The 21,102-nt window shown below is 30.2% G+C and carries 18 protein-coding genes; 5 read left to right on the top strand and 13 right to left on the bottom strand.

The annotated features are described in order from the left end of the window. Positions 1-310: 310 nt before the first annotated feature. The 5 genes from CLCOS_RS07685 to CLCOS_RS07705 all read right to left on the bottom strand — a co-directional run bounded on the left by CLCOS_RS07685 (position 311) and on the right by CLCOS_RS07705 (position 6,443). A complete protein-coding gene (locus CLCOS_RS07685) occupies positions 311-631 on the bottom strand; it encodes a hypothetical protein (RefSeq protein WP_063600572.1) in 321 nt (106 codons plus the stop codon). 66 nt (positions 632-697) lie between these two features. Beyond that, the gene (locus CLCOS_RS07690) at positions 698-1,843 is read right to left on the bottom strand and encodes a YibE/F family protein (protein WP_013239120.1); all 1,146 of its coding nucleotides are present in this window, start codon (positions 1,841-1,843) and stop codon (positions 698-700) included. A gap of 42 nt (positions 1,844-1,885) precedes the next feature. Further along, a complete protein-coding gene (gene clpA / locus CLCOS_RS07695) occupies positions 1,886-4,129 on the bottom strand; it encodes an ATP-dependent Clp protease ATP-binding subunit ClpA (RefSeq protein WP_063600573.1) in 2,244 nt (747 codons plus the stop codon). 2 nt (positions 4,130-4,131) lie between these two features. Further along, positions 4,132-4,431 carry an ATP-dependent Clp protease adaptor ClpS gene (locus CLCOS_RS07700; protein WP_063600574.1) on the bottom strand — a complete coding sequence of 100 codons (300 nt, stop codon included), beginning with the start codon at positions 4,429-4,431 and terminating at the stop codon, positions 4,132-4,134. Between the two features lie 293 nt (positions 4,432-4,724). Further along, positions 4,725-6,443, bottom strand: coding sequence for a cell wall-binding repeat-containing protein (locus tag CLCOS_RS07705; RefSeq protein ID WP_063600575.1), 1,719 nt, complete (start codon positions 6,441-6,443; stop codon positions 4,725-4,727). A gap of 560 nt (positions 6,444-7,003) precedes the next feature. On the opposite strand from CLCOS_RS07705, the gene CLCOS_RS07710 reads away from it, so the two are divergent. After that, on the top strand, positions 7,004-7,210 hold the full coding sequence (locus CLCOS_RS07710) for an alpha/beta-type small acid-soluble spore protein (RefSeq protein ID WP_063600576.1): 207 nt from the start codon (positions 7,004-7,006) through the stop codon (positions 7,208-7,210). A 58-nt stretch (positions 7,211-7,268) separates the two neighbouring features. On the opposite strand, the gene CLCOS_RS07715 is transcribed toward CLCOS_RS07710, so the two are convergent. After that, entirely contained in the window at positions 7,269-9,263 is a 1,995-nt protein-coding gene (locus tag CLCOS_RS07715; protein WP_063600577.1) for a methyl-accepting chemotaxis protein, read from the bottom strand. A gap of 287 nt (positions 9,264-9,550) precedes the next feature. Between CLCOS_RS07715 and CLCOS_RS07720 the strand changes: the two genes are divergently transcribed. After that, entirely contained in the window at positions 9,551-10,096 is a 546-nt protein-coding gene (locus CLCOS_RS07720; RefSeq protein WP_063600578.1) for a flavodoxin family protein, read from the top strand. Positions 10,097-10,163: 67 nt separating this feature from the next. Here the strand turns inward: CLCOS_RS07720 and CLCOS_RS07725 are convergent, their stop codons facing one another. From CLCOS_RS07725 to CLCOS_RS07750, 7 genes are all read right to left on the bottom strand, one after another. Beyond that, entirely contained in the window at positions 10,164-11,333 is a 1,170-nt protein-coding gene (locus tag CLCOS_RS07725; RefSeq protein ID WP_063600579.1) for a CynX/NimT family MFS transporter, read from the bottom strand. Positions 11,334-11,571: 238 nt separating this feature from the next. Next, the gene (locus CLCOS_RS07730) at positions 11,572-11,778 is read right to left on the bottom strand and encodes a helix-turn-helix domain-containing protein (RefSeq protein ID WP_063556455.1); all 207 of its coding nucleotides are present in this window, start codon (positions 11,776-11,778) and stop codon (positions 11,572-11,574) included. Positions 11,779-11,790: 12 nt separating this feature from the next. Continuing rightward, positions 11,791-12,303 (bottom strand): DUF2975 domain-containing protein, encoded by a 513-nt coding sequence (locus CLCOS_RS07735; RefSeq protein WP_063600580.1) that lies wholly within the window; start codon positions 12,301-12,303, stop codon positions 11,791-11,793. A 69-nt stretch (positions 12,304-12,372) separates the two neighbouring features. Then, positions 12,373-12,903, bottom strand: a complete 531-nt coding sequence (locus tag CLCOS_RS07740) for a DUF2975 domain-containing protein (RefSeq protein ID WP_013239129.1) — start codon at positions 12,901-12,903, stop codon at positions 12,373-12,375. A 103-nt stretch (positions 12,904-13,006) separates the two neighbouring features. Then, positions 13,007-13,168: a hypothetical protein gene (locus CLCOS_RS22345; RefSeq protein ID WP_192847885.1), complete on the bottom strand. Its 162-nt coding sequence runs from the start codon at positions 13,166-13,168 to the stop codon at positions 13,007-13,009. A 427-nt stretch (positions 13,169-13,595) separates the two neighbouring features. Further along, on the bottom strand, positions 13,596-14,489 hold the full coding sequence (locus CLCOS_RS07745) for a hypothetical protein (RefSeq protein ID WP_063600581.1): 894 nt from the start codon (positions 14,487-14,489) through the stop codon (positions 13,596-13,598). Beyond that, the gene (locus tag CLCOS_RS07750; RefSeq protein WP_013239132.1) at positions 14,486-15,004 is read right to left on the bottom strand and encodes a helix-turn-helix transcriptional regulator; all 519 of its coding nucleotides are present in this window, start codon (positions 15,002-15,004) and stop codon (positions 14,486-14,488) included. Before CLCOS_RS07750 ends, CLCOS_RS07745 begins: the two co-directional genes overlap by 4 nt. A gap of 250 nt (positions 15,005-15,254) precedes the next feature. Between CLCOS_RS07750 and CLCOS_RS07755 the strand changes: the two genes are divergently transcribed. The 3 genes from CLCOS_RS07755 (at position 15,255) to CLCOS_RS07765 (ending at position 20,955) form a co-directional block, all read left to right on the top strand. Then, positions 15,255-17,153 carry a sigma-54-dependent Fis family transcriptional regulator gene (locus CLCOS_RS07755; protein WP_063600582.1) on the top strand — a complete coding sequence of 633 codons (1,899 nt, stop codon included), beginning with the start codon at positions 15,255-15,257 and terminating at the stop codon, positions 17,151-17,153. A 238-nt stretch (positions 17,154-17,391) separates the two neighbouring features. Beyond that, on the top strand, positions 17,392-18,447 hold the full coding sequence (locus CLCOS_RS07760) for an NAD(P)-dependent alcohol dehydrogenase (RefSeq protein WP_013239134.1): 1,056 nt from the start codon (positions 17,392-17,394) through the stop codon (positions 18,445-18,447). A gap of 606 nt (positions 18,448-19,053) precedes the next feature. Then, entirely contained in the window at positions 19,054-20,955 is a 1,902-nt protein-coding gene (locus tag CLCOS_RS07765) for a sigma-54-dependent Fis family transcriptional regulator (protein ID WP_063600583.1), read from the top strand. Positions 20,956-21,102 lie beyond the last annotated feature (147 nt).

Here is a 21,102-nt window from a genome sequence, read left to right on the forward strand (position 1 = left end):
ATTTTCAAAGAAATAACTAGTGAGTATACTAGTCTATTTTCTTTCAAACACCTAAATAAAATTTCTATAAAAAACACTATTAAAATCATTATATCAAATGATTTTAATAGTGTTTTTAAATTACTGTCTATCAATGAATCTTACTTAGTGGGATTTTGTTTCTCCCACTAAGTTTAGATGAATTATCTAGGGGCGTAGCTACTGTTAGCTCCCACTTTGATAGAAAAGCAGGTATCCCAAATCTATGATTTGGTGATAATCGCTTTCACAGAGTGCGTGGGAGTGTTACAGTAGGTAGCCATCAGATAAATTACTCTTTTTTATCAAAGTCAAATGTATCTTTAATAGAATCCAATACTGATTTTACAGTCTTATTAGCCAGTTCTTCTATTTCATCCATTACTTCATCGTTACTTTTTATTCTACTTATATATATATCCAATTCTTCTTTTGCAAAATTTCTTACGGTTTTTAAAACCATATATTCTTCGTTATCTTCTTTAGGAATTATAGTATCCCCACTTTGTATATTTGTAAATATAGGATTATCTGAAGTTATTTGACTTTTTAATTCTTTTTTATTTTCTCCATTTTCATCTAAAACAACATAAAAATTTACAACAGTTTCCATTAATGTTCATCTCCATATTTTCAAATTGTTTCACTGTATTATAATATTGTTTTAGATGAAAAAATGTTACTTTTCCTTACCTTTGTTCAGTTTAATTAAAAACGCTGTTATAACTGCTGTTATAGGTACTGCAAATATAAGACCTATACTTCCTGCCAAAGCTTTTAAAACTTCAGAAGCAATAATATCCTGATCCAAAGCTGTAGAAATAGATGTACTATAAGAATAAGATGAAATCATAATCATTATGTACATGGCTCCTCCAACATAAGCAAGTATCAAAGTATTGGCCATAGTGCCCATAATATCTTTTCCCACATTCATACCCGATTTCACAAGTTCCTTCATAGTCATATCAGGTTTTACCTCTTTTATTTCCATTATAGAGGACGCTATAGACATACTTACATCCATAACTGCCCCAAGTGCTCCCATAATTATTCCTGCAAACAACAAACCTGAAAAATTGAAATTGGCATTTTGTGAAGTATATATAATAGACTGCATTTGATCATCAGTAAGTCCATTTAACATCATCATAGAGTTTGAAAAGAACGCTATGGCCCCTGCAATAAGTACTCCACCAGAGGTTCCTATAATAGCAGCAAGTGTTTTTTCATTTTTACCACTTATTATGAGTAGGTTCACTATGGTTACAAAAATACATACTGCAATAGATACTATCATTGGGTTAAATCCCTGTAGTATAAGTGGTATAAGCACTTTTATTACCACAATTCCAGTTATAGCTAAAGTTATTACGGATTTAAAGCCTTTTAAGCCACCTATAGCTATAAGCAATATGATTAGAAATGCAGCCAATCCATATAGATATTTATACCTTACTATCTCATAAATATAAGCTTTTTTCACCTTGTTTTTTGAATCATATTGTATATTAACTAATACTTCATCTCCTACTTTTGCAAAGCTCTGTGTACTACTTCCTTCATCTTTGATTTGCCCACCTGCAAAATTTTGAACTGTAATCACCTTGCCTTTAAGACTTCCTGATGTAATTTTTACATCTGCATTAGAAAATCTTTGGGAATTCTTGTCTCCACCTGCATGTATTTTAATAACTTTGCCATGAACTGGTTTATTATCGGTGTCTGAAGTCCCGCTTGCCATAACTTTTGCAGAAAACATACCTGCAGTCATTACAATAAAAGCCAACAAACTAATTACAATAATCTTGCTTACTTTTTTCACTTTAACTCATCCTTCCGTCATAGATCCCCTCTAATATTTAACTTATTCTCCTTCTACTTTAATCTTTATGCTATCATTTTCTATATCTATGACGCTAACGGTATCTTTAATTTTATTGTCAAAGAGCACTTTATCTACAAAATAAGGCTTTATTTCCTGCTTAACTATCCTCATTATCTCTCTTGCACCATATTCTAATGACACACCTTTTTGTGCTAACCATTTATAGCAATTATCTGTAACTGTTATCTTTATATTCTTAGTTAAAAGTTGCTTTTCAAATTCACCCATAGCCTTCTGTGCTACACGGTATGCCATCTGTTCATTCATTCCGTTAAAAAATATTATTTCATCCAATCTATTTCTGAATTCTGGAGAAAATACTCTATTTACCTCCTGGGAAATTGCATCATCTTTTACAATTCTATTTCCAAATCCCATAAGTGATTTTCCTAAATACCTTGCTCCTGCATTTGAAGTCATTATAAGTATTACATTTTTAAAATCAGTTTTTCTTCCAGTATTATCCGTAAGAGTAGCATAATCCATAAGCTGCAGCATTATATTAAGTACATCTGGATGTGCCTTCTCTATTTCGTCTAAAAGCAGCACACAGTAAGGAGTTTTCCTTATAGTGTCTGTTAAAAGTCCACCTTCTTCATATCCTACATATCCTGGTGGAGAACCAATAAGCCTTGCCACTGTATGCTTTTCCTGATACTCACTCATGTCAAATCTTATTAGTGGAATATTTAAAGCATTTGAAAGCTGTTTACTTATTTCAGTTTTTCCCACACCTGTTGGGCCTACAAAAAGGAGATTTGCCACGGTTTTGTTGTCTTCGTTAAATCCAGCTCTAGACCTTTTAATTGCCCTTACTACAGCCTTTACAGCTTCATCCTGCCCAAATATCTTTTCCTTAAGAATATTATCTAAATTCTTAAGAACTTTTGTCTCATCCTGTGACAATGTTCTTTCTGGTATCTTTGCCATAGATGAAATTGTCTTTTCTATATGCTTTTTTTCAATAACTATTTGTTCTTCATCTTTTCCATGAAGCCTTGCATAAGCACCTGTTTCATCTATTACATCTATAGCTTTGTCTGGCAAATACCTATCATTTATATATTTTATGGATAAATCTACTGCTGCTTTTAAAGCTTCATCTTCATAAACCACATTGTGAAATTTTTCATACTGTCCTTTTATTCCTAGAAGTATATTATAAGTATCTTCTGCCGTAGGCTCCGGTACTTCTATTTTTTGAAATCTTCTAGCAAGAGCTCTATCCTTTTCAAATATCTTTTTGTATTCATCATAAGTAGTAGATCCTATAAATCTAATTCTTCCACTAGTCAAAAAAGGCTTTAAAATATTTGCAGCATCAAGAGATCCACCAGATACAGATCCTGCTCCTATTATAGTGTGTATTTCATCTATATATACTATAGCCTTATCTTCTTTTTCTATTTTCTTCAATATATTTTTTACTCTCTCTTCAAAATCTCCCCTATACTTAGTACCTGCTAAAATAGAACCCATATCTAAGGAATATATTTTACTACCTTTTAAATTTTTAGGCACTTTGCCATCTGCAATCAGGCTCGCCAGTCCTTCTGTGATGGCTGTCTTTCCAACCCCTGGATCTCCAACATGAATTGGATTATTTTTGTTTCTTCTTGAAAGCACCTGAATTGTTCTACTAAGTATATCATCTCTGCCAATCAAGGGATCTATTTCACCATTTCTTGCCTTTTCAGTAAGTTCTACTGAGAAATCTGCTATTTGAAAAAGTAAAGGCATATCCTGTTCATCCGATGAGTAGTATATAGCATCATCTTCAATATTATAATTAAACATATTTGCTGGAGTTCCATGAGTTATATAATTTAATATATCTATTCTCTTTATCCCTTGTTTTTTTAGAAAAAAGCTAGCAAAACTTTGCTCTTCATCATATATTGATATAAAAATATCTCCTAATTTTATTATTTCCTTTTCAGCTGCTAAAACATGTTCGCCTGCAGAAGTTAATATATTTTGCAAGCTTACAGTTTCCAGCGGCTCTTTTTTTTCTGTAACTTGTATATTATCACTAAAATACTGTAGCAAATCATTTTTTATATCCTGTACACTTCCACCGCATCCTTCTACTATTTCCATTCCTTCCGGGAAAAATAAAGCAGCGTATAATAAATGTTCTGGTGTAAAATATTCATGCTTACAATATTTTGCTTCATTGTAAGCTGCAGTCATAATTTCATTTACTATTCTATCTAGTTTCATAATTATTCCTCTTCCATACTAAATTTTAGTGGGAACCCACTGCTCTCCGCCATCTTTACAGCTTGCATTATTTTAGTAGCAGCAATATCATAAACATATACACCTGCTACTCCTATGCCTCTTCTATGTACATCATACATTATTTTGGTAGCTTCTACAGCACTTTTTTCAAATATTTTTATTAAAACTTCAACTACAAATTCCATAGTAGTGTAGTCATCATTGTGTATAATGACTTTATACATAGAAGGTGGTTTAATTTTCAATTGAGGATTTTGCTTTAAAACAGTTTTTTGCGTCATTTTAACAACTCCATAGGCGTAAGGCATTTTAAAAAAATAACCAGTCAGTATACTATCCTATTTTCTTTCAAATGTCTAAATATATAATACATAAAATCATTTTAACATAATTTAATTTCAAAGTGTACAATAATGAATTGATATTACTGGAAAAGTAGATCACGGGAGCTTCAATTATACACATTTGGAAAGCAATTAATTGTATGCATATAAAAAACCAACCTCCAATCGTTAGATTTGAGGTCTAACTTTTGGGAGTCGGTTCAAAGAAGATGCTTTTTACATGATATTTTTTACTTTACAGGATAATAACTTCCCATATCAATATTAATAAGTTTTAAAGATGAATCCTTGTATTTATAAGATCCTTTCGCCCATCCAATTACATCTGCATGACAGCTTCCCGATATATCTTCATAAACCTTTAATTCATATACTCCATCACCATCTATGTCAGACACTGTAAATCTTGGTCCATGACCTATATATGGATCTACACTTTCTCCATCCTTTTTAATATTTTGTATACCTTCATCTCCTGTCAAATCCACAGAACAAGTCTTATCAAGAGATTTTGAGTACATTTTAAATGTATCGTATCCATCAAGGTTAAAAGAAAGATCACTTTCAGGAAAAGGATTTAAAGAATTTTCGGCACCATATTTTCCAAGTTCAACAAATTTATTATCTTTTAAAGTTTCTATATCACAAGTTTGTATACAACTATTTCCCCCATTTTCAACTACTGCTGTAATATCTGGGGTTCCATCTCCATTTATATCTGCAAGTACGATATCACCTTTTCCAGATGAAAAGTCTTTAATAGTCTTAGAATCAATTACTTTTCCATCTGAAGCATCCTGCACATATAATATTGGACTTAAATCATCACCTTTACAGGCTAATATAACATTTTCAGGTTTTCCATCATTATTTACATCAGCAGTTTTAAAATTAATTATTTTGTTTCCTTGAAAATCTCCATCAAGATCTAATTTAGTGCCATTAAAACTATTTTCTATAGAAGAATTTACAGAGCCTTGTCCACCCAAAATATATAGGCTTGTGTATTTTGAATCATCTATATATTTTTTTTGTACATTTGCATTTACTCCATCAGTTAGAATTATAGGTGCATTTAATTTTGAAGCAAGTGCACTACCGGATAAAGCATCTGGGAAATTTTCACCATTAGCTAAAATTACGCTTTTAGAATCCAAATTAAAATAGTTAGCTATTTTAATTGAAGTTTCATACCTATTGCTGCCGCTAATTCTAACTAAATCATCACTTTTTATATAATTCATAGCATTTTTAAGCTGACCTTCAACTTGACTATCTAATGCGCCTGTTCCACCAACTATATAGATCTTAGATGGATTTATAGAAGTTATCTTCTGAATTATGCTATCTGGAATAGAATTAGATAAACTCATAAATATAGGATATCCTTTAGACGCTGCTACACTTGATATACTAAGTGCATCTGGAAAATTTAATCCATTTACAAGCACTACAGGAATACCTTTTGAAGGATTTATTTCATCAACTATAGAATTGTTGGTTTCAAATCTATTCTTTCCTCCAAGTCTTTTTATATTGTTAAAATCTAATTTATTCAAACAACTTATAACCTGTGGACTTACAGATGCGTCTCCTCCTAAAACATATATGGTTCCATCTTTAGATACATAATTTTCTATATAACTTAAAGAGTCATCCTGAGAAGGATCATTAACATCATCCATAAGTAAAATAGGTGCATTTAATTTTTTTGAAAGCACAGAACCCGCAAGAGCATCCGGAAAATCTTTTCCTGATGCCAATATAACATTCTTTACTTCCTTTGAATCAAATTGTCTGCTTATATTTGCAGAGGTTTCATACCTGTTAACACCATATATTCTAGAAATATTGTAATACTTTCCACTGTCTGCAAAAACATTATGGAAAGATGATGCTATAATGGCACAGGTTAGAGCCATAGTTACTTTGATAAATTTTTTGTTCATAATATTGGTCCCCTTTTGTATAATCTAGGTAAAAATATATGTATTATTTCATCTCCTCATATCTGGCGATACATACATAAGTTCTTCTAAAATTTATTATATTATTTATATTTTACTATGAGATTAAAGTAACTGTCAAATAAACGAATAAATTACTTCACTGTACTCAATTACCTAGAATAATTGAAATCATAAATTCATGCTTAATTCACAAATACAATCATAGACTCTCTAACTTAAAAATCAAATTATATGCAGGGATATTTTTACAATAATGAAGCTCATTTAAATGTTTTGTATATAAGTCTTAGTAAAAAAATTTTAAAAAATCTAGAACTTTTGAATTGTTTGAGGTACGAGTTTTCAAAAGTTCTCAGTATTTTTTAATTTTTTTGCTTAGCCTTATCAAAATATTTAACCGAGCTGAAGATTGCAAAAAATATCTGGAGTATAATTTGATTTTTTGCTTAGAAAGCCTATGGGATACTTTAATGAACAATTTACTAAGTATATCTTTACTTAAAAGTATAAAACTAATATTGAAATGGAGGTGTTACTTTATGAGTAGGAGACCTTTAGTTCCAGAAGCAAAGCCAAAACTGGATAAATTAAAAACAAAGTATTCAAACGAATTTGGTATGGAATTTAACGACAGCTATAAGGGAAACAAGGCTTCAAAATTAAATGGCCATAATGGCGGACTGGTTGGCGGCTTAATGACTAAAAAAATGGTAGAGGAATTTGAGAAAAATTTAATAGATAAGTAATTGTAAAAAACAGTTAGTATCCTTAGGGCTACTAACTGTTTTTCAACTATCATATTTTCTAAAGTTTAAATTTAGTAACCTCTTTTTTCATATCATTGGTCATATCTGCCAAAGTATGTGCTGTTGCTGCTACTTCCTCAGTTGATGCATTCATTTCCTCAGACGATGCTGCTATTTCCTCAGATGAAGCTGAAACTTCTTCTGCAACAGAAGATATTTCTTCAATCTTGCCAAGTATAGCAGACTTTTCATTGTCAATATTTGCTGTTAACCCATTAACTATATTAATTTTGGAACCCATTTGAGTTATTTCATTGACTATGAGCTTGAATGAATCAATTGTAGTATTTACAATTGAAATTTGTGAATTTAACTCACTTTTTATTTTCCCTGATGATTTTACCATTATGTTTGAATCATCTGATACATTATTTATCAATGTGCTTATGTTTTTTGAAGATTCCGTTGTTTGCTCTGCCAATTCCCTAATTTCTTCCGCAACTACTGAAAAACCTTTACCTGCCTCACCTGCCCTTGCTGCTTCAATTGCTGCATTTAATGCAAGAAGATTGGTCTGCTCTGCTATACTATTAATTAAACTTGTTATTTCATCTATCTGCTTTATATTCTGACCAAGGGTAGTAGTCTTTGATATAAAATCATTAAAAGAATCACTTAACTTATTCATAGACTGGACAAGTTGTTCCATTTCAGTATTACTCTTTGCAGACATAGTATTTATACCCTTTGCATTAGAATCAACTTCTTTTATAGAATTAATGATTTCAACTAGTTCGCTTCCAAATTTATTTAGTATATCTGTAATGTTTACTAAATTTTCTGCCTGGGAACTTGCACCCTTTGCAACGTCCTGCATTGACGTTGCTATATCACTTGATGAAGATGCTATTTCTTCTGATATGGAAGATAAATTGTCCGCATGGCTGTTAATTTCTGAAGAGTTCATTCTAATATTCTTTATCATACTTATAATTGATTCCTGCATCACCTTTATAGCCCTTGCTAAGGTACCAGTCTCATCCTTAAGTTCCAAATATTCAGGACTTATTTCTGAACTCAAATCACCAGAAGATATTACCTCCAAATATTTAATTCCTGCAATAATATTCTTTATAATCTTGCTTGCGAGAATAAATACAAAAGCTAATCCTAAAATTATAAAAATTATAGATGCTGTACTAGTCCATAATCTTAACGTATTTGTACCACTTAATACTTCGGCTTTTGGTGAAGTAATTCCAATGGACCAATTAGTGCCATTAACAGGTGCATATCCTAAATATTTGATTACGCCACCATAAGTATATTCTCCAACTCCAGCTTCACCGTTCATCATTTTTTTCTCAATATCTGCAAAAGGCTTTAATTTGGCATCTTTTTTAACATCTTCATTAATATTGTCTCCCTTTAAAACCATTTGCTCATTTACGTTGGCAACTGCCGTACCTTGCTTATTTATCATAAATGCTTGTCCACTTTTTCCAAAGGTAATATCTTTTGTTATATCATTTAATGTCTTGCCATTTCTTACTGCAGTAATTACACCCACAATTTGACTTCCATTTTTTATAGGTGCAGCATATATTATAACCATAGTATTTTGTGTTTTACTTAAAATAGGATCAGATACGTTTTTTTCACCTGCCAGAGCCTTTTTAAAGTAATCTCTATTTTTAATATTAGCTGTTTTACCATTAGTATTTATAGCATTTCCATCTTTATCTACAATATTCATCTCAATATGTCCGCTTCTTTTTACTTCTGTATCTAATATAACCTTTTTATTCTCCCACGAATTGTTCATATCACTTATCTGTGTTTCGCTAGCTATAGCCTCCAAAGCATTCAACTGACTTTCCACTCTGCTGTGAACAGTTTTTGCAGACTCTTTTGCTATTTGAGGTAGAACTTCATTTACATTGCCAATTAATGCCTTCGACGAAGTATAATATGAAATTGTTGCCAAACCAATACATATAATTGCAAGTAATAATCCCATAGCCAACATTAACTTCGATTTAATACTTTTCATTTTGCATCCTCCTTTTTGATAACCTTTACAATAGTGAGTTATATAATACATTTCTTATATTAATAATAACATAATTTGATAAATGTTTGCACCGTTTCCAACTTATTTCCTGTATCTAATACTATTTGTCAAATCTAAACAAATTTAGTCAAACAATTAGAATAATATTACTTTCATTAGCTATAAAGTTTGATCATGCAAAGCAATGAAATATTGATATTGTCTTTATTTAGGACTATGATTATGTAATAATAATTATATTATAAAATTGAAGGGAGATATTACATATGAAAAAAGTAATATTGTTAAGCGGAAGTCCAAATCCAGAAGGCAACACTGTGCAAGTCCTTAAAGAATGTGCAAAAGTAATAGAGCAAAATGGTGTTTCAGCTGAAGTTGTGTCCTTAGCTGGAATGAACTTAAAAGATTCCATGAACCCTCAAGGAGGCTATAATGACGGATTTGACGAAATAATTGAAAAAATAAAAGGGGCTAAGGGACTCATTGTAGCATCACCTGTTTATTGGGGAACTGCAAGAGCAGAGCTCATGACAGCACTTCAAAGAATCGCTATGGCATCTATGAAAAGTGGAAATTTCTTATCCAGAATGGTAGGCGGACCTATTGCTGTTGCAAGGCGTGCTGGCCAGACATCATCAATACAGGAAATGCTTATGTTCTATCTCTACAATGACATGATCATACCAGGCTCAACATACTGGAATGTAGTCTTCGGGCAAAAACCTGGTGAAGCTTTAAAAGATGAAGAAGGAATGAGAACAGTAAAGAGATTTTCTGAAAATATAGCTTATTTGGTAAATAAACTGGATTAGTGCTATAGGAAATGAGCATGGATTTTTGTGCAGCAAACACAGTCTATGCTCATTTCTCATTTTATAACTATATCGTTACATCTTCTCCTGCTTTATTTCCTACAATAAGAAGACATATTACCATAATAATTAATCCCGTAAGTGGTATATTCCAGGAGTGAAATAAGTCAAATACACTTCCAATTATAAAAGGTCCGATAGCTGCTAGGGTATAACCTAATGATTGTGCCATTCCTGATAATTTTGCTGCCTCTCCTGCCCCACTGCTTCTAAGTCCAATAAAGGACATTGCAAGGCTAATGCATCCTCCTGAACATAAACCGCATAGGAGAACAGAAACTACAATAATCATAGTACTGTTTGCAATCAAAAACATGAATATACTAACTGCATAAATACAGGAAATGGTACCTGTTACTAGCTTCTGATTTTTTCTTCTTACTGCTAGTAAAGGAACAACAAAAGATGCGGGAATCGCAACTATTTGATAAGCCGAAGCATAATATCCTGCAATTTCAACGTTAATTCCTTTTGCCTGTAAAATCGTAGGAAGCCAGGCCACAAAACAATAATACAAAAGCGATTGTATACCCATATACAAAGCAACATACCAGGCAATAGATGACTTGTACACATTTTTCTTAGGACTATCATTTGCAAATTGATTTTTGCCTTTCAATTGTAAATTCCACTGAAAAAGCCAGATTAGCATAGTAACAATTACAAGTACAAGCCAAATTGCCAGTGCATCTTTCCAACCTAACCCTACATCTTCTGAAAGTGGCACACTAATTCCAGAAGATATACCTGCAAAAATAGACATTGAGGTAGTAAAAATACCTGTTATCATTCCAATCCTTAAAGGAAACTCAGATTTTATAATACTTGGAATCATTACATTACCCACTGCTATTCCTATACCAATAATGGCTGTACCAATAAATAAACCTGCTGTCCCTGCAAAAGAACGAATCCCAATTCCAACTGCCATAAAAATTAATGCATAGAACATAAGGTGTCCTGAGCCATATTTTTGACTTAGCTTACTTACAAAAGGTGATACAACAGCAAATGCAATCAAAGGAATGGTTGTAATAATTCCTGATGAACTTGCCGAAAGATTTAACTGTGTTTTTATTATACTGATAAGTGAACCAACTCCAGTAATAGGTGATCGCAGATTAAATGCCATAAATATAATTGCAATAATTAATAAAGTTTTATTTTTTCCATTCATTTTAAAATTCTCCTTATCGTATTTTTAACTGTAAAATACAATAAATCTATTTGTCTGCAATAAGAGCCTGAATAATTTGGGAATTAAATACAGGCAAAAATGGCATAAAAATCATTTTAAAATTCCTTCCTCCTGCTTTAATTTACTCATTTCTATAGTAAAACTTTTTAATAATTTCCTATATACATCATATTAGCATTTTACACCTTATTATTAAATAGTTTTATAAGATTACTAATTATTCTTTTTTATATTCTAATAAATCTGCAGGCTGACAGCTGAGTTCACGACAAATTGCCTCAAGTGTTGAAAATCTTATTGCCTTTGCTTTGTTATTCTTGAGTATTGACAAATTGGCATTAGTAATTCCTACCCTATTTGCAAGCTCTGAAAGGGAAATTTTATTTTTTGCCATCACTACATCTAAATTAACTATAATTGCCATAATATATCCCACCTAAATAGTTAAGTCATTTTCATTTTTTATTTTTATTGCCCTTTTTAAAAGTTCCGCAATAGTAGCAAAAGTGCATGACAACATTATAAATGCAAAAATATCAAACTTTAAATTACCATACTTATCAAATACAAATATTATTTTCAAACTTCCATTAATTTTATCATTTATCATATTTGCAATACCTAACAATAAAGTATAAACCCCTACTCTATTAAAACTCTTTACATTGTGAATAATAAAAACTTTATTATCCATAATTCTGTCAACTATATTTTTCAGCTCATATATTATTAATACAGCTATTATACAGTTTATTTCAGCAAAAGCAATAACCTTTGTAGTAACATCCAAGGTATTCCAAATTAAAAGTCCTGGTATTCCAATTAGGCCCAAAACTCCAATTACTAATAGAAAATTAAGAAGTAAATATAAAAAAGTCAAAACTCCATTATTCTCTTTATTAATTGAATCTAAAAAATTGTATTTAATAATACTTTTTTCATCACCCATATTTATCCATCTCCCTGCTTTAATTTACTCATTTTTATACTAAAATTTTATTTTTTACCATCACTACATCTAAATAGTTAAATCATTTTCATTTTTTATCTTTACTGCCTTTCTAAGCACCTCCCCAATAACGAGAGAAATACATGCTATTATTATAAATACAAAAATATCAGGTTTCAAATTTCCATCATCCCCAAATCTAAACAGCATTCCATCAAGCTTAAATGGCGGTTCACAATATGCATTTATTATACTATTTGCTTCATATACAATACCCCCGAGGAAAACATAAATACCTACTTTAGTAAATCCATCTGCATTTTCAATAATAAATATCCTATCTTTTTTAATTCTCTCTATTACATTCTTTAACTCATAAAGTATAAGGCTAGTTAATGCTAATTCCAACTCTAAAAAAATCAAATGTTTTATAGGAACATTAAAAGGTAGTGCTAAAAAAAATGGAAATATTAACATACTACTTAAACTCATTACAAAGAAAATATTTAGAATTACATTTAAAAAGCTTATTATAAAGTTTTTTTCTCCATTAAATCTAACAATAAGTTTTCCCATTAAATTTATTTTTTTACAAAACATATTATATTCATACCTCCAATTATCATATATTTCTTAAATTACGCAGTCTATTCTTCTCCTGTCTGTTCAATTACTTTTACTTCTCTATTAAGCTCTTGAATTACTATAGAAGCTTGTTTTTTGAAAGCATCTCACCTGGTCCATCTGCAAAATTACCATTTTTTAATTGTTCAGGTCTACTTTCAATCAAAAGTAAATCTGGTCTTAAATTTTCAATAACTGATTTTAAATTTAAATAGGAATAAGGTGTTGAATCTAACATCATGTTATGATACGTTCCTAAAAAATAAATCTTTTCACTACCTTTTATATATTCTCTAAAATAAAAATTTCTTGAAAAAAACACATAATGTAATCTGGTATAATCATAAATACTACAAGTACTATACAAATTACAGATAATACACAGTTTCTAAATATTTTGATGTACTTTCTCCCCATTATCCATACTACCCCCTTGTATGAATTTTATATTTTATTGTATTATATAGCAGTTTTTATTAAAATTCAATAGCTTTTTATTGTTTTTCAATATAAAATTATCGTATTTTAATACGTTCCTAATCATATCATTGTAATAAAATAGATGAAAATTATAAGGGAATAGAGAAATTTAATGGACAAAAATAATAGACCATATGGTGGAACTAATATCCATCATATGGTCTTAGTTAGTAACCAAAATAAAAAATTTATGAATTCAATTGGTTTATTGCCAATTTATTTAAATGTAATTTATTTTTTAAAATAATCACTGATACAACTCCAAATGTAAACATAGAAGTTGATAACTCAAAAGAATGCCCTATTCGAACTGATACTGGCATATAAGAATTAGGAAATATTAATGGAGATGTTATTAATATGCTAAAAATTAATCCTGTTGTTATATAAGTCAACCAATTTTCAATACCTAATGAATAAATTATTATAATAGCTAAGATAGACCATAAAATTCCTCTAAATAACTGAAATAAAATTATCACTGGATCTTGGCTTGACATGTGTGTGAAAAAACTTATGATGTGTGTACTCCCAGTATAATAATATCTCACATCGGCAAATTGCCATGCAACAAAATATCCAAATACAAAATAAATGATAACATAAACAATGGATAAGAGTATCATATTTGGAATTGCACTTATAATGATGGTTTTTATTTTAAGATTACTATATTGGAAATTTGTTTCTCCTTTAAATTTTCCAAGAATTAAAACTGCCAACAACGAAAATACAAAGATGTATATGGCACCCGAAGTAACATTTCTTATTAATTCTTCTAAAGGCATTTTTACAGCACTATTGAAATACAAAGTTTCTATTTGAGTCATAAAATATTGTGTTCCCCAAAAAATGATAAAACTAACTGCTACAAGCTTATAACTTCTCAATCTGGATTTAACAATAAACAAGGTTAATATTATTGTATTTAGAATACAATAAATTAATACTGGTATAACTGTATTCTCTGTAGACTCAGGACCATGTTTACCTCCAATAAGTATAGACGAAACTGCCATACTTATAAACATTATTGTAATTAACAAAATTACTTTTAGTGATAAAATTATAACTTTTTTCATAATAGACCCATCCTCTCTTTATAAATATTTAACCATTGAATATCTACTTCAAAATGCATAATTGAAGCTTCCAAAAGTATATCCATAAATTTATTTCTTTTTGTCTTATTAATATTTTTTATTTTATTAAATTCATTTAGTTGCTTTTCTATGATATCTATTTGTTTATCTATGTACTTTTTTGCATCCTCATTTTGGATTTGTGTAAGAAACATCATTTTTAAATAAAATTCATCCTTGGTTTGTCTCATTACGACTGGTTCTGATAACCACTTATATAGCTCATTTTTGCCTTTATCTGCAATTGTATAAACAAATTTATCTGGTCTATTTTTTTGAGATATTTCCTTCTTCACTATTTCATTTTCGCTTTCCATTTTTTTTAATAAAGTATAAAGCTGACCAATGTTTATGGACCAAATACAACTTACTGATTTTTCAAATTCTTTTTTTATTTCATAGCCATACATTGGCCTTTCATTAAGTAAACCTAATATAGCATGTTTTGTTGACATTAATAGTACCTCCTAAAAAGTAAATTTATATATTATCAGTATAATATATTATATGTAATATATTATGCTACTAATATATAATATGTCAATAAAAACTTTGGAAATTTTAATTAATATCTACTGTGAATAAATTAACATTTACGCCCAAGTTATGATAAAATTATATATTATAATTTCAAAATAAATATAACTATAAATTAATACACTAGTATAAAGTTATTTATGATATACAAAGGAAGGTAATCTAATAATGTTTAAATCATCTACTCATAATGAAATAGTTAGTAGGTCTCTTAATAGGTGCATTAAATATCATATGGAAAAAGGTATCCCAAAGCCTAAACGAAATCTTAACCGTAAAGAATTGGACAACTTAATAAAAGAAAACAGCTATATTATAGAAATAGCAAGACCATTTATGGAAATACTTTATGATTTTCTAAATGGATCAGGTTTTTCATTATATCTTACAGACAAAAATGGAATTGTATTAACTATTATAGGTGACAAAGATATATTAATAGAACAGGCAAAAGCTGGAATTGTGGAAGGTGCTGATATGAGTGAAAAAAGTGCTGGTACAAATGCAATAGGAACTGCTCTTTTTGAAAATTTGTCAGTTCAAGTTTCAGGCAAAGAACACTTTATAAATATTTTTCAAATTTGTACATGCTCTGCATCTGTCATACACAACGAACAAGGAAATATAATCGGATGTCTAAATCTAACTGGAAAACGTCAATTGGCTCATCCCCATACATTAGGCCTTGTTGTAGCAGCAGTAAAGTCCATTGAAAACCACTTAAAATTAAATAAGTCTCAAAATGAATTATTTAAAGCATACCAATACTTAAATAAAATCATGAATTCCATAGATTTTGGAATTTTAGCTGTAGATAACAATGGGATCATTAAAGCTATAAATAACAGTGCATGTAATATGCTTTGTATAGACCAAAAAGATATTATAGATAAAAATGCATATAAAGTTTTATATAATTGGCAATATATACTTAATGAACTTAAATCAGGAAACTCATATGAAGATAAGGAAATTTTATATTCGGATAAAAGAAGAAGATTTAATTTGAATGTATATCCTATAAGGGATAAAAGTAATACCGTAACTGGTATGGTAGTTACATTTAAAGACATACAAAATGTATACAACTTGGTTAACAAATACACAAGTGGATCTGCTACTTATACATTTGATGATATAATTGGCAGCAGTGAAAAAATGATAAATTTAAAAAAACAGTTAAAAAGTATATCTAACAGTCCTTCCACTGTACTAATTCAAGGCGAAAGCGGTACAGGTAAAGAACTTATTGCGCAGTCCATCCACAATGACAGCAGCAGAAAAAATAACAGCTTTATAGCAATAAATTGCGGTGCCATACCCAAAAATTTAATAGAAAGTGAATTATTCGGATATGAAGATGGATCATTCACAGGTGCAAAACATGGAGGGCGTGCAGGAAAATTTGAACTTGCAAATGGTGGTACTTTATTTTTAGATGAAATTGGGGAAATGCCTTTAGATATGCAAGTAAATCTTTTAAGAGTTCTCCAAGAAAGCTGCATTACAAGAATAGGCGGGAACAGATGTGTAAAAATAGATATAAGAATCATTGCAGCTACTAATAAAAATTTGAGGGAAGAAATACATAAAGGAACTTTTCGTGAAGATTTATACTATAGACTAAATGTAATACCTATATATGTACCACCACTGCGGGAAAGAGATATGGATATTAAAATACTGATAGACTATTTTTTAAAGATAAAGGCTTTTAAACTAAAAAAACCCATTCCAATAGTAAGACCTGATATATATCAAAAGCTGTTAAATTATAATTGGCCCGGAAATGTGAGAGAATTAGAAAATTGTATTGAAAATATCGTAAATATGAATGGAAATACATCTTTCAACTTTGAAAATAGTATTTCAGTAAATAAGCAAACTAGTCCTTGTACTACAAAATTCGAGTATGATATATGTTCATTAAAGGATTTGGAAAAAGAAGCAATAATAAATTGTATGAATAATTGTAATGGTAACATTGCAAAAGCTTCTAAAATTCTGGGGATAAATAGAAGTACTTTGTATACAAAGATAAAAAAATATCAAATTAACTTTTCTTAAAGTGTATGTAAACACAACTTTGTTGTAAAAAGCAACATTATTTTCTTAAAAAATGTTGCTTTCTACAACATTTTTCAATTATCTATATTAACCTTATAAAGTCCTAACCCCCTAAATTCAACCTTTTCATGATAAAAAATATACTGGCACAACATTTGCTTATATATTTAAATAGATATTTAAAAATACCATTTTATTTACTAAAATTTTTATATTTAATTTATTAGGAGGTTCTATTATGAAAGGTTTTGCAATGTTAGGTATTAACAAATTAGGATGGATTGAAAAGAAAAACCCAGTGCCAGGTCCTTATGATGCGATTGTACATCCTCTAGCTGTATCCCCATGTACATCAGATATACATACGGTTTTTGAAGGAGCACTTGGTAATAGGGAAAATATGATTTTAGGCCATGAAGCTGTAGGTGAAATAGCCGAAGTTGGCAGCGAAGTTAAAGATTTTAAAGTTGGCGATAGAGTTATCGTACCATGCACAACACCTGACTGGAGATCTTTAGAAGTCCAAGCTGGTTTTCAGCAGCATTCAAACGGTATGCTTGCAGGATGGAAGTTTTCCAATTTTAAAGATGGTGTATTTGCAGATTACTTTCATGTAAACGATGCAGATATGAATCTTGCCATACTCCCAGATGAAATACCTTTAGAAAGTGCAGTTATGATGACAGACATGATGACTACTGGTTTTCATGGAGCAGAACTTGCAGACATAAAAATGGGCTCCAGCGTTGTAGTAATTGGTATAGGAGCTGTTGGATTAATGGGAATAGCCGGTTCCAAACTTCGAGGAGCAGGCAGAATTATCGGTGTTGGAAGCAGACCTGTTTGTGTTGAAACAGCTAAATTTTATGGAGCAACTGATATTGTAAATTATAAAAATGGTGATATAGTTGAACAAATCATGGACTTAACTCATGGTAAAGGTGTAGACCGTGTAATCATGGCAGGCGGTGGTGCTGAAACACTAGCACAAGCAGTAACTATGGTTAAACCTGGCGGCGTAATTTCTAACATCAACTACCATGGAAGCGGTGATACTTTACCAATACCTCGTGTTCAATGGGGCTGCGGCATGGCTCACAAAACTATAAGAGGAGGATTATGCCCCGGCGGACGTCTTAGAATGGAAATGCTAAGAGATCTTGTTCTATATAAACGTGTTGATTTGAGTAAACTTGTTACTCATGTATTTGATGGTGCAGAAAATATTGAAAAGGCCCTTTTGCTTATGAAAAATAAGCCAAAAGATTTAATTAAATCAGTAGTTACATTCTAGAAATTCATATAAAAAAACTGTCGCATTAAAAAAATGTGACAGTTTTTACTTAAAATATTGGACAAAAGACTTCCTTTCTTATAGATGCAAAAAATAATCAATCCGATTCATAATTATAAACAGAGTTCTTGGCATCAGGTTGAGTTTTGACTCCACCTAATGCTTAGAAATCGTTATCCAGGCGCGTAACAGTGCTTATCCCCAACTTTGATAGAAGATTTGGGTGTTAGCAATGGTAGCGATCGGATAAACTGATAAATATTCGTATTTTTAATTGGAAATTTAAGATTTAATTAATATCTACTATGAGTAAGTCAACATATATACCTAAATTATGATAAAATTATATATTATAATTTCAAAATAAACACAACTATGAATAATACACTAAAATAAAGCTATTTATCTGATGGCTACCTACTGTAACACTCCCTCTTCTATCAAAGTGAGAGATAACAGTAGCTACGCCCCTAGATAATTCATCTAAACTTAGTGGGAGAAACAAAACTCTAAAGAGAAAGCGACTATCATCAAATCAAAGATTTGAGATATCTGCTTTTCCCACTAAGTAAGATTCATTGATATAAAAAGGAAGGTAATCTAATAATGTTTAAACCATTTACTCATAGTGAAATAGTCAGTAGGTCTCTTAATAGATGCATTAAATACCATATAGAAAAAGGTATACCAAGACCTAAACGAACACTTAGCCGCAAAAAATTGGACAACTTAATAAAAGAAAACATCGATATTATAAAAATAGCAAAACCATTTATGGAAATACTTTATGATTTTTTAAGTGGATCAGGTTTCTCATTATATCTCACAGACAAAAATGGAATTGTATTAACTATCATAGGTGACAAAGATATTGTAATGGAGCAGGCAAAGGCTGGAATAGCAGAAGGTATTGATCTGAGTGAACAAAGTGCAGGTACAAATGCAGCAGGAACTGCTATTTTTGAAAATTTGTCAGTTCAACTTTCAGGCAAAGAACATTTTATAAATACTTTTCAGATTTATACCTGCTCTGCATCTGTCATACATAACGAACAAGGAAATATAATCGGATGTCTAACTTTAACTGGAAAACGTCAATTGGCTCATCCCCATACATTGGGTCTTGTTGTATCAGCAGTAAAGTCCATTGAAAATCACTTAAAATTAAATAAGTCTCAAAATGAATTATTTAAAGCATACCAATACTTAAATAAAATCATGAATTCCATGGATTTTGGAATTTTTGCTGTAGATAATAGCGGAATAGTCAAGGCTATAAATAACAGTGCTTGTAATCTCCTTGGCATAAACCAAAAAGATATTATAGATAAAAATGTTTATAAAGTTTTACACATATGGCAGTATATACTTGATGAACTCAAATCAGGCAATGTATATACGGATAAGGAAATTTTATATTCGGATGAGAAGAAAAGATTTAATTTAAATGTATATCCTATAAAAGATAAAAGTAATATTGTAACTGGTATGGTAGTTATATTTAAAGATATACAAAATGTATATAACTTGGTTAACAAATATACAAGTGGATCTGCTGCTTACACATTTGATGATATAATTGGCAGCAGCGAAAAAATGATAAATTTAAAAGAACAGTTAAAAAATATATCTAATAGTCCTTCTACTGTATTAATTCAAGGTGAAAGTGGTACAGGAAAAGAACTTATTGCCCAGTCAATTCACAATGACAGCAATAGAAAAAACAAAAGCTTTATAGCAATAAACTGCGGTGCCATACCAAAGAATCTAATAGAAAGTGAATTGTTCGGATATGAAGATGGATCATTTACAGGTGCAAAACGTGGAGGCCGTGCAGGAAAATTTGAACTTGCAAATGGAGGTACTTTATTTTTAGATGAAATTGGAGAAATGCCTTTGGATATGCAAGTAAATCTCTTAAGGGTTCTCCAAGAAAACTGTATCACAAGAATAGGTGGAAATAAATGCATCAAAATAGATGTAAGAATTATAGCGGCTACCAACAAGAATTTAAGGGAAAAGATAAAAAAAGGAACTTTTCGTGAAGACTTATACTACAGACTAAATGTAATACCTATATATGTGCCACCACTTCGGGAAAGAGATATGGATATTAAAATACTAATAGACTATTTTTTAAAGATAAAAGCTTTTAAACTTAAAAAACCCATTCCAATAGTAAGACCTGATATATATCAAAAGCTTTTAAAACATAATTGGCCTGGAAATGTTAGAGAATTAGAAAATTGTATTGAGAATATTGTAAATATGAATGGAAATACATCTTTTGACTTTCAAAATAATCTTTCAGTAAATAAGCAAACTAATCCTTCTTGTACTACAAACCTTAAATATGATATGTGCTCATTAGAAGAATGGGAAAAAAAAGCAATAATAGATTGTATAAATAATTGTAATCATAATATGTCAAAAGCTTCTAAAATTTTAGGAATAAATAGAAGTACTTTGTACACAAAGATAAAAAAATATCAAATTATTTTTTCTTAAAGTGTATATAAAAACAACACTGTTGTAAAAAGCAACAGTATTTTAAGAAAAATTGTTGTTTTTTGCAACAGTATTTTTAAAAATAACTAAACTCTATAAAATATCCATCTAAATTCAATCTTTTCATGATAAAAAATATACTGGCAC

It is taken from the genome of Clostridium coskatii, assembly GCF_001675205.1.
Classification (GTDB): domain Bacteria; phylum Bacillota; class Clostridia; order Clostridiales; family Clostridiaceae; genus Clostridium_B; species Clostridium_B ljungdahlii.